12 protein-coding genes are annotated in these 13,231 nt (G+C 63.8%); 8 read left to right on the plus strand and 4 right to left on the minus strand.

Translation table 11 applies throughout. The features are described 5' to 3' along the window. Positions 1 to 29 precede the first annotated feature (29 nt). Complete coding sequence (locus P0R31_RS16820; protein WP_275514979.1) at positions 30 to 545, plus strand: TRAP transporter small permease; 516 nt, start codon at positions 30 to 32, stop codon at positions 543 to 545. Next, positions 542 to 1,861 (plus strand): TRAP transporter large permease, encoded by a 1,320-nt coding sequence (locus tag P0R31_RS16825; protein ID WP_275514980.1) that lies wholly within the window; start codon positions 542 to 544, stop codon positions 1,859 to 1,861. Before P0R31_RS16820 ends, P0R31_RS16825 begins: the two co-directional genes overlap by 4 nt. A gap of 49 nt (positions 1,862 to 1,910) precedes the next feature. Here P0R31_RS16825 and P0R31_RS16830 read toward each other — a convergent pair whose 3' ends face one another. Further along, positions 1,911 to 3,185, minus strand: a complete 1,275-nt coding sequence (locus tag P0R31_RS16830; protein ID WP_275514981.1) for a serine hydrolase domain-containing protein — start codon at positions 3,183 to 3,185, stop codon at positions 1,911 to 1,913. 152 nt (positions 3,186 to 3,337) lie between these two features. On the opposite strand from P0R31_RS16830, the gene P0R31_RS16835 reads away from it, so the two are divergent. Then, positions 3,338 to 4,255 (plus strand): dioxygenase, encoded by a 918-nt coding sequence (locus tag P0R31_RS16835; protein WP_275514982.1) that lies wholly within the window; start codon positions 3,338 to 3,340, stop codon positions 4,253 to 4,255. A gap of 27 nt (positions 4,256 to 4,282) precedes the next feature. Here P0R31_RS16835 and P0R31_RS16840 read toward each other — a convergent pair whose 3' ends face one another. Further along, entirely contained in the window at positions 4,283 to 5,176 is an 894-nt protein-coding gene (locus P0R31_RS16840; protein WP_275514983.1) for a LysR family transcriptional regulator, read from the minus strand. Between the two features lie 101 nt (positions 5,177 to 5,277). Here P0R31_RS16840 and P0R31_RS16845 point away from each other — a divergent pair, with 101 nt between their 5' ends. Together P0R31_RS16845 and P0R31_RS16850 are read left to right on the plus strand one after the other, a co-directional pair. Further along, positions 5,278 to 6,147 (plus strand): SDR family oxidoreductase, encoded by an 870-nt coding sequence (locus tag P0R31_RS16845; RefSeq protein ID WP_275514984.1) that lies wholly within the window; start codon positions 5,278 to 5,280, stop codon positions 6,145 to 6,147. A 39-nt stretch (positions 6,148 to 6,186) separates the two neighbouring features. Further along, positions 6,187 to 6,660 carry an SRPBCC family protein gene (locus P0R31_RS16850; RefSeq protein ID WP_275514985.1) on the plus strand — a complete coding sequence of 158 codons (474 nt, stop codon included), beginning with the start codon at positions 6,187 to 6,189 and terminating at the stop codon, positions 6,658 to 6,660. 109 nt (positions 6,661 to 6,769) lie between these two features. On the opposite strand, the gene P0R31_RS16855 is transcribed toward P0R31_RS16850, so the two are convergent. Next, on the minus strand, positions 6,770 to 8,503 hold the full coding sequence (locus P0R31_RS16855; RefSeq protein WP_275514986.1) for a bifunctional protein-serine/threonine kinase/phosphatase: 1,734 nt from the start codon (positions 8,501 to 8,503) through the stop codon (positions 6,770 to 6,772). Positions 8,504 to 8,564: 61 nt separating this feature from the next. After that, entirely contained in the window at positions 8,565 to 9,404 is an 840-nt protein-coding gene (locus P0R31_RS16860; protein WP_275514987.1) for a formate/nitrite transporter family protein, read from the minus strand. A 676-nt stretch (positions 9,405 to 10,080) separates the two neighbouring features. Here P0R31_RS16860 and P0R31_RS16865 point away from each other — a divergent pair. The 3 genes from P0R31_RS16865 to P0R31_RS16875 all read left to right on the plus strand — a co-directional run bounded on the left by P0R31_RS16865 (position 10,081) and on the right by P0R31_RS16875 (position 13,169). After that, on the plus strand, positions 10,081 to 11,403 hold the full coding sequence (locus tag P0R31_RS16865) for a CmpA/NrtA family ABC transporter substrate-binding protein (protein ID WP_275514988.1): 1,323 nt from the start codon (positions 10,081 to 10,083) through the stop codon (positions 11,401 to 11,403). A gap of 64 nt (positions 11,404 to 11,467) precedes the next feature. Continuing rightward, positions 11,468 to 12,364, plus strand: coding sequence for a nitrate ABC transporter permease (gene ntrB, locus P0R31_RS16870; protein ID WP_275514989.1), 897 nt, complete (start codon positions 11,468 to 11,470; stop codon positions 12,362 to 12,364). 10 nt (positions 12,365 to 12,374) lie between these two features. Next, the gene (locus tag P0R31_RS16875; protein ID WP_172783961.1) at positions 12,375 to 13,169 is read left to right on the plus strand and encodes an ABC transporter ATP-binding protein; all 795 of its coding nucleotides are present in this window, start codon (positions 12,375 to 12,377) and stop codon (positions 13,167 to 13,169) included. The last annotated feature ends 62 nt before the right edge of the window (positions 13,170 to 13,231 follow it).

Consider the following 13,231-nt stretch of genomic DNA (forward strand, 5'->3'; position numbering starts at 1 on the left):
ATGGCGGATGAGCGCCGTACGGAGCTCCAATGTCCGAAATGCACGTCCCGTCCACACCGTCGCTGTGGCGTCGCGTCACCGCGGCCTATGCGAAATTGTTGGAATTCCTGCTTGCCGCCTGCGTCGGCATCCTGGTCATCCCCGTCACATTGCAGATCGTCTCGCGCTACACGCCGTTCATTCCCTCCTACATCTGGACCGAGGAGATGGCGCGATTCCTGTTCATCTGGACGATCATGATCGGCGCCATGGTGGGTATCCGCGAGGCTCAGCATTTCGAGGTCGACGTCTGGCCCGATTTGTCGCGGCGGTCGGAGGCTGCGGTGCGGATCATCGCGCGGCTCGGCGTGCTGGCACTGGCCCTCGTGTTCGTGTCGGCCGGAATCGAATTCACACGCTTCGCCTGGAACAGGACGTCGGAGCTGGCCGATCTGCCGCTCTGGCTGATCCACGTCGCCTGGCCGGTGGCAGGCGTGACCTGGATCGTGTTTGCGGGCGAACAGATCCTTGATGAAATGCGCGTTCTGGTCGGGGCACAGAGATGAGCGGCAGCGTACTTTCTGCCGGACAGGCCGCCATGGTGCTGTTCGGGGTTTTCATCGGCCTGCTGATCGTTCGCGTGCCGGTTGCCTTCGCGCTCGGCCTTGCCTGCGTGCCGATCCTGCTGATCGAGCCGCGCCTGTCGCTGATGACGCTCGCGCAGGAAACCTTCAACGCCTACAATTCCTTCATCCTGCTCGCGGTGCCGTTCTTCCTCTTGACGGCGAACCTGATGAGCATCGGTGGCATCACCGATCGCCTGGTGGCGCTGTCGCGCTCGATGGTCGGGCACTGGCCGGGGTCGCTGGCGCAGATCAACGTCGTGCTGTCGCTGTTCTTTGCCGGCATCTCCGGCTCCTCCACTGCGGATGCGGCGAGCCAATCGAAGATCTTCATCGATGCGCAGACCAAGGAGGGCTACGATCTCTCGTTCTCCATTGCCATCACGGCGGCCTCCGCGGTTCTTGCGGTCGTCATTCCGCCCTCGATCCTGATGATCGTGTGGGGCGGGCTGATCTCGACCTCGATCGCAGCGATGTATCTGGCCGGTATCGTGCCCGGGCTGCTGATCGCGGGCGCGCAGATGGCGACGGTGCACGTCTATGCGGTGCGCCGCGGCTACCCGACCTATCCGAAGTCGACCTGGGTCGACATGCGATGCGCCATCTGGCGGTCGATACCGGCGCTGATGACGCCGTTCATCATCGTCGGCGGCATTCTGCTCGGCTGGTTCACCGCGACGGAATCCGCCTGCGTTGCCGTGCTCTATTCCGTCGTGCTCTCGGCGTTCTTCTACCGCGAGACGGGAATCCGTGAATTGTACAGAGCCTTGCTCGACACTGGGCGCCTCGCCGGCGTGGCGCTGTTCTGCGTCGGCACCGCCAGTGCGTTCGGCTGGCTGCTGGCCTATTACAAGATCCCGCAAGAACTGCTGGCGAACGTTTCGACATGGGGCATGGGTGCCGTCGCGGCCGGCTTCTTCATCGCCTTCTGCTTTCTGGTGGTGGGCTGCTTTCTCGACGCCATCCCCGCGATCATCATCGTCGGCACCGTGCTGGAGCCGCTCGCCAGGTCCGTCGATCTGCATCCGGTCCAGTTCGCGATCATCTCCATCGTCTCGCTGGCCTTCGGGCTGGTGACGCCGCCCTACGGCCTCTGTCTGATGATCGCCTGTTCGATCGCGGGCGTGCGGCTGCGCTATGCCCTGAAGGACACGCTGATCATGCTGATCCCAATGCTGCTCGTGCTGGCGGCCGTGATCATTTGGCCCAGCGTGTCGCTGTTCCTGCCGCGCCTGATCGTGCCGGAAATGCTCAAGTGAGCGCGATGCGTGATCCCGCGGCCGGCGGCCGCGGGATCGTCGCGGTCGGCTACAGATTGCTTTCAGTGATGGCGGCGTACACCATGCTGCGCAGCTCGCGGCGGATCGGATAGGCGCTCGACGGCAGCACCTGCGTCATGAAGATCGCGATCAGGTCCTCTGCCGGATCGATCCAGAACGAGGTCGTGGCGGCGCCGCCCCAATTGTATTCGCCCGGGCTGCCGGCGATCAGCGTCTCGGCCGGGCGCATGGTCACGGCGAAGCCGAGACCGAAGCCGATGCCGTTATAGGTCGCTTCCGAGAACAGCGAGCGCGAGACTTCCGGCAGTGCACGGCCGCCCGGAATGTGGTTGGTCGTCATCAGCGCCAGCGTCTTCGGCCCAATCAGCCTGACACCGCCGAGCTCGCCGCCATTGAGCAGCGCGCGGCAGAAGGTCAGATAATCGGCGACCGTCGAGCACAGCCCGCCGCCGCCGGAGATGAACGAGGGCGGCGACAGGAACGAGCTCGTCGCCGGGTCGTCCTGCAGCGTCAGCCCCTCGCGGCGCTGGCCCGCATGGAAGGTCATGCCGCCGCCGGGATCGGCGGAATAGCAGGCCGCAAAGCGATGCGCCTTCGAGGCCGGTACGTGGAAATCGGTGTCGATCATGCCGAGCGGATCGAGAATGCGCTGCTTGAGAAACTGCTCGAAAGGCATCCCCGAGATCTTGCCGACGAGATAGCCGATCACGTCGGTTGAGACGGAGTAGTTCCAGGATTCGCCCGGCGAGAATTCCAGCGGGATCTTGGCCAGGCCCTCGATCATGGTCTGCAGCGTGCCTGATTTTTCGACCTCGCCGATCTTTTCGGCGCGATAGGCGGCATCGACGTTGGAGCGTTGCTGGAAGCCATAGGTGAGCCCAGACGTGTGGCGCAAGAGGTCGACGATCAGCATCGGCCGCGACGGCGGCCGGGTCAGGAAGGCCGGGTAGGTGCCGGCGACGAACACGCCGAGGTCCCTCCACTCCGGAATGTATTTGGCGACGGGCTCGTCGATCGCGACGAGGCCCTCCTCGACCAGCATCATGAAGGCGACGCTGGTGAGCGGCTTGGTCATGGAATAGATGCGATAGATCGTATCGTCCTTCACCGGCACCTTGCGCTCGACATCGGCAAAGCCCTGCATCGAGCTGTGCGCGACCTTGCCGCGGCGGTAGACCAGAAGATGCGTGCCCGGGAAACGGCCGGCATCGATGTACCGGCGCTTGAGATGCGCATCGACACGGTCGAGCGCGGCCTTGGACATGCCGACGGATTCAGGTGAGGCGGGGGTGGGGGCGAGCATCAGTTCCTCCGGGCGTTTTGTCGTTGATACCGAAATGGCGGCCGCATTCCAAGCCGGTTGCGCTTAACGAGGCCGGGCCCGCTGGTGTAGACTCGGTCTCGGAACAAGGAGCCCGCCCGGGCCAACGAGAACAACGCGAGGGCAAACGCACCATGACAGAGTTCACCGAGACCGAACTCACCGAAGCCGTCGTCAGGAGCTTCGACCACACGCCCGATCCGCGTGCGAAATTCCTGCTGCAGGAATTGGTGAAGTCGCTGCACGATTACGTGAGCAAGACCGGACTTACCTTCGAGGAATGGGAATACGCCATCGATTTCCTGACCCGGACGGGGCAGAAATGCACCGATACCCGCCAGGAATTCATCCTGCTGTCCGACGTGCTCGGCGTCTCCATGCTGGTCGATGCCGTCAATCACAGGGATCGCGACGGTGCCACGCAGACCACGGTGCTCGGTCCGTTCTATGTCGGCGAGCACAAGGTGACTGCGCACGGCACCGACATCTCGCCGAACAACCAGACCGGCGAGCGGATGTTCGTGCAGAGTCGCGTCACGGATCTGAAGGGCAAGCCGCTCGCCGGCGTTCCCGTCGACGTCTGGCACGCCGATGACGACGGCTTCTACGATTCCCAGAAGCCGAACTACGATGAGGTCGGCGCCTCGGCGCGGGCGCGCTTCATCACCGATGACGATGGCCGCTTCTTCTTCCGCACCATCCTGCCGTGCAGCTATCCGATCCCGACCGATGGTCCGGTCGGCGAGATGATCGTGCAGACCGGCCGCCACCCGATGCGCCCGGCGCATGTGCACTTCCTGGTCAATGCCAGAGGCTATGAGCCGCTGATCACGCACGTCTTCATGGACGGTGACAAATATCTCGACTCCGACGTGGTGTTCGGCGTGAAGGACGACCTCGTCGCCAAGGTCGAGCCGCGCAACGATCCCGCAATGCCGGATGGCACCAAGGCGGACGGGCGGTGGCATCTGATGACTTACGAATTCCACCTCAAGCCCGGCGGCGGCATGGCACCGAAGCCGCTCGGGGTGAAGGCGACCGAGCCGGCGTGAGGGGCAGGAAATCGGCGCGCGCAGCGACTATCTGTCGAGATAGGCGGCAAGCTCCTCGGGGCTGCCCTTTGGAAAGGCCTCCTTCAGGAAGTCGAGGAAGGCGGAAACACGTGCGCTCAGCAGTCGCCGTGACGGGTAGAGCGCCCACAGCTGGATCTCAGGGGCGTCGATGTCACCCCAATGGCTCAACGTGCCAACGGATAGATCGGGACTGATGAGGGAGAGGGGAAGGCATCCCGCACCGACGCCGGCTTTGACCGCGTCACGGACCATCATCAGGGATGCCAGGCTGAGCACTGGATCGACGGCAAAACGCAATAGACCAGTCGGCCCCGTCACGTTCCAGGCGACACTCCGGTCACCCGTCCCGCGGACGACGGCGGGCACGGCGAGTTTGTCCTTTGGTTTTTTCAGGTGGGGGCTCGCCACGACCACCAGCCGGTCGCGCAGGAAGATGCGACCTACGAGGCTCTCATCCGGATCGGGACCGACTCGAATGACGAGGTCATAACCCTCCTCGACCATGTCGACGGCCCGGTCTTCCGTCGTTATTTCCAGGCGGACCTCCGGATATTTCAGGGCGAAGCCGGCGGCCAGCTTTCCCATGGCGATCTGAGAGAACAGCAACGGTGCGCTGATGCGCAACTTGCCGCGCGGCCTGTCGCCTCCGGAAGCGATCGCTGCGGCGGTCTCGTCGAGCTCGGTCAGCAACGTCCCGGTCCGCTCGTAAAGCGCGCGTCCTTCCTGGGTGAGTTTCAAGGTACGCACACCGCGCTCGAACAGGCGCAGGTTGAGCGCCGCCTCCAGCTCCGCGACCCGGCGGGACAAGGTAGCCTTCGGACGACCCGCGGCACGCGCGGCGCGTCCGAACCCGCCATGTCGGGCGACCAGATTGAAATCGGCGAGGGCTAGGAGATCCATGTGTTCCACCAGTGAGACGGTCTGTCCAAATATACCTTCTATCGGTCAGATTGTGGATCACTAGTTTCGGGGTGTCTTCAAACCCAACCGGAGTGACCCCCATGACCATCCTCGTTACCGGCGCCACCGGCACCGTTGGCCGCCACGTCGTCGAACAACTCGTCAAGCGCGGCGCCGACCTGCACGCGCTCGTCCGCGATCCCGCCAAGGCGAACTTGCCTGCAGAGGTCACCGTCGTGCAGGGCGACCTCCTCGACGTCGACGCGCTACGCGGCGCCTTCACGGGAGTCTCGACCCTGTTTCTGCTTAACGGAGTCGTCGCGGATGAATTCACGCAGGCGCTGGTCGCGCTCAACGTCGCCCGGGAGGCAGGCGTCGAGCGGGTCGTATACCTGTCGGTGATCCACAGCGATCGCTACGTCAACGTGCCGCACTTTGCAGGCAAGTTCGGTGTCGAGCGCATGATCGAACAGATGGGCTTCAACGCCACCATCCTGCGCCCGGCCTACTTCATGAACAACGATCTCACGATCAAGGACGTCGTGCTCGGTTATGGCATCTATCCGATGCCCATCGGCAGCAAGGGCCTCGCGATGATCGACGCACGCGACATCGGCGAGATCGCCGCGATCGAGCTCATTCGGCGCGAGCGGGCTGCAACGCCGCTTCCGCTCGCAAGCTTCAATCTCGTCGGTCCCGATGAGCTGACCGGCGCGAAGGTGGCCGCCATCTGGTCCGAGGCGGTGGGCCGTACGATTGCCTTTGGCGGCGACGACACTGCTGGCTTCGAAAAAAATCTGAGGCAGTTCATGCCAAGCTGGATGGCCTTCGACATGCGTCTGATGAGCGAGCGCTTTCTCACGGAGGGAATGATCCCCGAGGCAGGCGATGTCGAGCGCCTGACCAAGATGCTGGGTCGTCCGTTGCGCTCCTATCGCGACTTCGTCTCCGAGCTCACGGCCTCTGCCTGAGGGCAGCGGCACTCCCCGATCACGTCAAGGAATTCCATCATGATCTATTCGACCGCTAACGTGCCGGTGAATCCGCAAGGCGAGACGCCACTGAGCCGCACGCAGGTCTGGCGCGGGCTGGTTCTCAAGGCACGCGATGCCCGCCTGTTCCTTCCGCCCAATCTCTGCACCCACTGTGAGGTCGTGGAGGAGAGCGCGACACACCTCGTGCGCGAAGCCACCATCGCAGGCGACGATCTGCGTGAAATCGTCAGCTTTGAGCCGGAGCGCAAGGTGACTTTCTTCCAGGCCGCCGGTCCGCGCGAAGGCGCGATCATCAACGAACTGTTCGAAGATGAAGCGGGAGCGCTGCGATTGCGGTTCTATTGCTACACCGGCCTGCGCGGCAAGACACCGTTCGGGCCAGAGGAGCAGGCAGAGCAGGCGCAGTTCGACAGCGACAACGGCTACAAGGCCGCTCTGCTCGCGACGCTGAAGCGGACCCGCGAACTGCTCGCGGAAGGCAAGCTCTGATACGACCATCAATCTGCGGGATCGCCTCTTCGGAGGCGTCCCGCAGTCCAAGTGACTACCACTCGAAATCAGGACTCGCAGCTCGCATGCTCGCGGATCTCTCCACGCCTCAGCGCGCGTGCAGCAGCGCCAGCAGCACGACGACGGCGCAGGCGAGCGCGGCCGAGGTCAGCTTCCAGAACATCAGGGGGTTGCGCTCGAGGAGGGGCGTGATGCGCGTGTTCAGATAAGCCGGATTGGGATTTCTGAGCTCGAACACGAACTCGGACATGTCCTCGTGGCGCTTGTAGGGATCGGGATGCAGCGCTTTCCTGAGCGCGCCGTCGATCCAGCCCGGGATGCCGCGCTCGGCATCGATCGCGGGGCGGTATCGCAATTTCCACGCGTCCGATCGTCCGCGGATTTTTGCAAGCTGGGCGCCGTAGGGCAGATGCCCGGTCAGCATCTGGTAGCAGATCGCGGCCAGCGAGAACATGTCGGACCGGGGGGAGCCGCCCTCGCCCAGGAAATATTCCGGCGCCGTGTACTGGACCGTGCCGAGAATTTCCGCGTCGGCCGATCTCGGCGCGGCTTCGGCGACGCCTGCGACCCTCACCGATCCGAAATCGATGATCTTCGCGGTGTCGGTCTTGTCGATCAGGACGTTGTCGGGCCTGAGGTCCTGATGCAGCATCTCCATGCGATGGAAGGCGCGCAGCCCGGTGGCGATCTGCTCGATGATCCTGCGCACCGTCTCCAGATCGGGACGCGGATTGTCGAGCATCCATTGCCGCAACGTCCGCCCCTCGACGAACTCGGTCGCGACGTAGAGGTAGTTGCGTCGCGTCGAACGCGATCGAGGCTTGAGCACGTACGGACTATCGATCCGCCGTGCGATCCACTCTTCCATGAGGAAACGTTTCAGGTAGGCTTGGTTGTCGCGCAGGTCGATCGACGGAATCTTGAGCGCGACCGTTTCCTCGGTCTGCGCATCGACCGCGAGATAGATGTGGCTGCGGCTGCTGCCGTGAATCTCCCGGATGATCCGGTAGCCGTCGAACATCGCGCGCGGCTCCAACAGAGGCGGCAGCGGCAGCGTCGAGGTCCGGTCGAAGACGCCCGTTTCCTCCGGCACCGCATCGATCCGCAGGATCTGCACGGTGATGTTGTCGTCGCTGCCGCGCCGGTAGGCTTCCTCCACGATCGCCTTCGCCGCGCCGTCGAGCCCGGCTGCGTGCTCGTTGATTGCACTGGTGACGAAACGCGCATCGACGAACTCGTACGCGCCGTCGGTCGCCAGCAGGAAGGTGTCGCCGGCCTGAATCTCGACCGTCTGATAGTCGATCTCGAGCTGCGGATTGATGCCGAGCGCGCGGCCGAGATAGGTCTGCTCCGAGGACACGATGATGCGGTGATCGTCGGTCAGCTGCTCGAGCGCCTTGCCGGCCAGACGGTAGATCCGGCAGTCGCCGACATGGAAGATGTGCGCGGTCGCCGCCTTGATGACCATGGCGCTGAGCGTGCAGACATAGCCCTTGTCGCGGTCATAGGCATATTGGCTCTTGCGCGTCTGCGCATGCAGCCAGGAATTGGTCGCCTCCAGCACGCGGCGGGCGGAGGTCTTCACCGTCCACGATTCCGACGTGCAGTAATAGTCCATCAGGAAGCTCTTGACCGCCGACTCGCTGGCGATCTGGCTCACCGTGCTCGAGGAAATTCCGTCGGCGAGAACCGCCGCGATGCCCTTCAGGCTGAGCAGCGGCTCTTCCGGAATCAGGACGCCGTGAAAGTCCTGATTGACGGGCTTGCGGCCCCTGTCCGAGTGCTGGCCGACCGAGATCTGGAGTCCGCGGGGCATCGTCATCACCGGGAGAAGGGGAGCCTCACCGTGCTTGGGCGAGGCTCCCCTGTCGAGACCTATTCGATCACGCGGCGACGCGGGGCTTTGCAAGCTTCTCCGCCTGGCGCTTCGGCAGGGTCATGACGTGAGTGGCATAGAGGGTCATGCCGGTGAAGGCGAGGCCGCCGACGAGGTTGCCGAGCACGGTCGGGATCTCGTTCCAGATCAGATAATCCATGATCGAGAACTTCGCGCCGAGCAGCAGGCCCGACGGGAACAGGAACATGTTCACGACGGAATGCTCGAACACCATGTAGAAGAACACCAGGATCGGCATCCACATCGCGATGACCTTGCCGGGGACGGAAGTCGAGATCATGGCGCCGACGACGCCGGTCGAGACCATCCAGTTGCAGAGCATGCCGCGCAGGAACAGCGTCGCCATGCCGGCAGCACCGTGCGCGGCATAGCCAAGGGTTCGGCCCTCGCCAATATTGCCGATGGCGGCGCCGACCTTGTCGGGCGCCTGCGTGAAGCCGAAGGTCGTGACGAAGGCCATCATGAAGGCGACGGTGAAGGCGCCGGCGAAATTGCCGACGAAGACGAGTCCCCAATTGCGCAGCACGCCGTTGAGCGTAACGCCCGGGCGCTTGTCGATCAGCGCGAGCGGCGAGAGCACGAACACGCCGGTCAGGAGGTCGAAGCCCAGGAGATAGAGCATGACGAAGCCGACCGGGAACAAGAGCGCGCCGACCAGCGGCTGGCCGGTGTTCACGGTGATCGTGACGGCAAACCAGGCTGCGAGGGCCAGGATCGCGCCGGCCATGTAGGCGCGGATGATGGTATCCCGGGTGGACATGAAGATCTTGGACTCGCCCGCATCCACCATCTTGGTGACGAATTCCGAAGGCGCGAGATACGACATCAATGGTTCCTTTTGCTACGTAAGTGAGATCGACACGCCCCGACGAGGGCGCGGCTGAACGTCATCGGCCGTGCGGGCAGCCTGCCGCGCACGAGGGCTATGGAAAGTCTGGAAGCCTTGGGAATCGCGTCACGAGGACTCTGAAGCCGGAGACCGCGAAGCAGGTGAGCTTCCGGGATGCAGCCGCCAGAGGCTGCATCAAATGCGGCCAAGCCGCGGTCGTCGTTGACGGCAATTAGGAAGCAAGTTGCGTGCCGCTGCCGGGCGCCGGAAATATAGAGCAATTTCAACGCGATCCCGCTTTGCTCGATCTGGCTCTGCCGCCTTCACGGCCTTTTGCTTGAGCTTCTGCACAAGATTTGTGCGCCGCACAAAGAATGTGCAAACCGCAAATTTCGCATGCGGAACCGAGCTGCGACAATCTGGCGCAATCGTTCCAATGCTTTGTAAAATCATCTCTTTTTGCGGCGGCAAGCTTGGCATGAAGCTTGAATACTTCCGGCCGACGCCATTGAAGCCGTCCCGCGAGACATCTCATCCGATTTGCTGACGCCACCAGACGGGGGTTCCCCCGTCGCGCGTTCGCATGCGCCAAGGACGGCGCGCCGGACGGACGGGCTGCTCGCGCGCACAGCCGCAAATCATTCCGCAACGACGCCAAAGGACGACACTGCCTATGACCAAGCGCATCCGCCGGCCCTCGGAAACGACCGGCCTCAGCCGCCGGCAATTGTTGAAGGCCACCGGCTCAACCGCCGCACTGCTCGCCGCCGCCAAGCTGAATTTCCCCGCCGGCGCCTTCGCGCAGGACGGAGGCCCCGAGGTCAAGGGGGCCAAGCTCGGCTTCATTGCGCTCTCCGATGCCGGCCCGCTGTTCGTCGCCAAGGACAAGGGCCTCTTCGCCAAGCACGGCGTGCCCGACACCGACGTGCAGAAGCAGGCGTCCTGGGGCACCACGCGCGACAACCTCGTGCTCGGCTCCGAGGGCAACGGCATCGACGGCGCGCACATCCTCACCCCGATGCCGTACCTGATCTCCGCCGGCAAGGTGACGCAGAACAACCAGCCGACGCCGATGTACATCCTGGCGCGGCTCAATCTCGATGCGCAGTGCATCTCGGTCGCCAAGGAATATGCCGACCTCAAGCTCGGCACCGATGCGGCGCCGTTCAAGGCGGCGCTCGAGAAGAAGAAGGCGTCCGGCAAGGCCGTGAAGGCTGCGATGACCTTCCCCGGCGGTACCCACGATCTGTGGATCCGCTACTGGCTCGCCGCCGGCGGCATCGATCCCGACAAGGACATCGAGACCATCGTGGTGCCGCCGCCGCAGATGGTGGCGAACATGAAGGTCGGTACCATGGACTGCTTCTGCGTCGGCGAGCCCTGGAATCTCCAGCTCATCCACCAGGGCATCGGCTACACCGCCGTCAACACCGGCGAGATCTGGAATAAGCATCCGGAGAAGTCCTTCGGTATGCGCGCGGCCTTCGTCGATAAATATCCGAAGGCCAGCAAGGCGATCCTGATGGCCGTGCTGGAAGCCCAGCAATGGGCCGACAAGGCGGAAAACAAGCAGGAGCTGGCCGCCATCATGGCCAAGCGGCAGTGGATCAACTGCCCGGTCGAGGACGTCTACGATCGCACCGCCGGCAAGTTCGACTATGGCATCCCCGGCAAGGTGGTCGAGAACTCGCCGCACGTCATGAAGTACTGGCGCGATCATGCCTCCTATCCGTTCCAGAGCCACGATCTCTGGTTCCTCACCGAGGACATCCGTTGGGGCAAGTATGAGCCGAACTTCGATACCAAGGCGCTGATTGCCAAGGTCAACCGCGAGGACATGTGGCGCGATGCGGCCAAGACCCTCGGCGTCGCCGCTGCCGACATTCCGGCCTCCGCCTCGCGCGGAAAGGAGACCTTCTTCGACGGCAAGGTGTTTGATCCGGAAAATCCGGCTGCCTATCTGAAGTCGCTCGCGATCAAGCGCGTCGAAGTCTGATGGAGCCCTGCGGCCGCCTTTAGGGGCGGCCGCATCGTCCCTGCCACGCCGGAGAGAGATAGCGATGAACATGACTGCCACGAAGATCGAGGTTGAGACCGCGACGCCTGCCGCAACGATTGCGCCGGTCGTCACGCTGACGCCGAAGCGTCCCCCGCGCACCGAGGCTTACGCACGCATGGTACGCGAGACCGCCGTGCGCGTGATCCCGCCGCTGGTCGTGATCGCGCTGCTGACGCTGGTGTGGGAGCTGGTCTGCCGGAGAGCTGGCTCGGCGCTGCCGCCGCCCTCAAAAGTGTTTGCGGATACCAAGGAGCTGATCTTCGATCCGTTCTTCGACCGTGGCGGCATCGACAAGGGCCTGTTCTGGCATCTGTCCGCCAGTCTCCAGCGCGTCGCCTTCGGCTACTCGCTCTCGGCCATCGCCGGCATCGCGCTCGGCGTGCTGGTCGGGCAGTCGGTCTGGGCGATGCGCGGGCTCGATCCGCTGTTTCAGGTACTGCGCACGATTCCGCCGCTCGCTTGGCTGCCGCTCTCGCTCGCGGCCTTCCGCGACGGCCAGCCTAGCGCGATCTTCGTCATCTTCATCACGTCGATCTGGCCGATCATCATCAACACCGCGGTCGGCATCCGCAACATTCCGCAGGACTATCGTAACGTCGCGGCGGTGGTGCAGCTCAATCCGCTGGAATTCTTCGCAAAGATCATGATCCCGGCGGCGGCGCCCTACATCTTCACGGGCCTGCGCATCGGCATCGGCCTGTCGTGGCTTGCGATCGTCGCCGCCGAAATGCTGATCGGCGGCGTCGGCATCGGCTTCTTCATCTGGGACGCCTGGAACTCCTCGCATATCAGCGAGATCATCCTGGCGCTGTTCTATGTCGGCATCATCGGCTTCGTGCTGGACCGCCTGATTGCGGGGCTCGGCAAGGTCGTCACCCGCGGCACCGCGCAGAACTGAGGAGAGGGACATGACCGCCTATCTGAAGCTCGACCACATCGACAAGGTCTTCACCCGCGGCGCCGCCACCACGGAGGTGCTGAAGGACATCAACCTCACCATCGAGAAGGGCGAATACGTCTCGATCATCGGCCATTCCGGCTGCGGCAAGTCGACCCTGCTCAACATCATCGCAGGACTGACCGGCGCCACCACGGGTGGCGTGCTGCTGGAAAACCGCGAGGTGAACTCGCCGGGGCCCGATCGCGCCGTGGTGTTCCAGAACCACAGCCTGCTGCCGTGGCTGACCGTCTACGAGAACGTCAGGCTCGGCGTCGACAAGGTCTTCGCCAAGACCAAGTCCCGCGCCGAGCGCGACGCCTGGGTGATGCACAATCTCAACCTCGTGCAGATGGCCCATGCCAGGGACAAGCGTCCTTCGGAAATCTCCGGCGGCATGAAGCAGCGCGTGGGCATCGCCCGGGCGCTGGCCATGGAGCCAAAGGTGCTGCTGCTGGACGAGCCGTTCGGTGCGCTCGACGCGCTGACCCGCGCGCATCTGCAGGACTCGGTGATGGCGCTGCATCAGAAGCTCGGCAACACCATCCTGATGATTACCCATGACGTCGATGAGGCCGTGCTCCTGTCGGATCGCATCGTGATGATGACCAACGGACCGAGCGCGCGCATCGGCGAGGTGCTGGAGGTGCCGCTGGCGCGGCCGCGCAAGCGGCTCGACCTCGCGACCAACGCGACCTATCTGAAGTGCCGCCAGCGCGTGCTCGAATTCCTCTACGAGCGTCATCGCTTCGTCGAGGCCGCGTAGATCACGCGTTCACGCGAGATATGCCCGCGCCCAATTAATCGACATCAAGCTCAATCCTTGTG

The sequence above is a fragment of the Bradyrhizobium yuanmingense genome (genome assembly GCF_029167105.1).
GTDB lineage: Bacteria > Pseudomonadota > Alphaproteobacteria > Rhizobiales > Xanthobacteraceae > Bradyrhizobium > Bradyrhizobium yuanmingense_A.

Excerpts from the sequence above, each read along its gene's own strand:
- P0R31_RS16835 (WP_275514982.1), top strand. The coding sequence starts at position 3,338 with ATGACAGAGTTCACCGAGACCGAACTCACCGAAGCCGTCGTCAGGAGC.
- P0R31_RS16875 (WP_172783961.1), top strand. The coding sequence starts at position 12,375 with ATGACCGCCTATCTGAAGCTCGACCACATCGACAAGGTCTTCACCCGC.
- P0R31_RS16850 (WP_275514985.1), top strand. The coding sequence starts at position 6,187 with ATGATCTATTCGACCGCTAACGTGCCGGTGAATCCGCAAGGCGAGACG.
- P0R31_RS16855 (WP_275514986.1), bottom strand. The coding sequence starts at position 8,503 with ATGACGATGCCCCGCGGACTCCAGATCTCGGTCGGCCAGCACTCGGAC.
- P0R31_RS16845 (WP_275514984.1), top strand. The coding sequence starts at position 5,278 with ATGACCATCCTCGTTACCGGCGCCACCGGCACCGTTGGCCGCCACGTC.
- P0R31_RS16860 (WP_275514987.1), bottom strand. The coding sequence starts at position 9,404 with ATGTCGTATCTCGCGCCTTCGGAATTCGTCACCAAGATGGTGGATGCG.
- P0R31_RS16825 (WP_275514980.1), top strand. The coding sequence starts at position 542 with ATGAGCGGCAGCGTACTTTCTGCCGGACAGGCCGCCATGGTGCTGTTC.
- P0R31_RS16840 (WP_275514983.1), bottom strand. The coding sequence starts at position 5,176 with ATGGATCTCCTAGCCCTCGCCGATTTCAATCTGGTCGCCCGACATGGC.
- P0R31_RS16820 (WP_275514979.1), top strand. The coding sequence starts at position 30 with ATGTCCGAAATGCACGTCCCGTCCACACCGTCGCTGTGGCGTCGCGTC.
- ntrB (WP_275514989.1), top strand. The coding sequence starts at position 11,468 with ATGAACATGACTGCCACGAAGATCGAGGTTGAGACCGCGACGCCTGCC.
- P0R31_RS16830 (WP_275514981.1), bottom strand. The coding sequence starts at position 3,185 with ATGCTCGCCCCCACCCCCGCCTCACCTGAATCCGTCGGCATGTCCAAG.
- P0R31_RS16865 (WP_275514988.1), top strand. The coding sequence starts at position 10,081 with ATGACCAAGCGCATCCGCCGGCCCTCGGAAACGACCGGCCTCAGCCGC.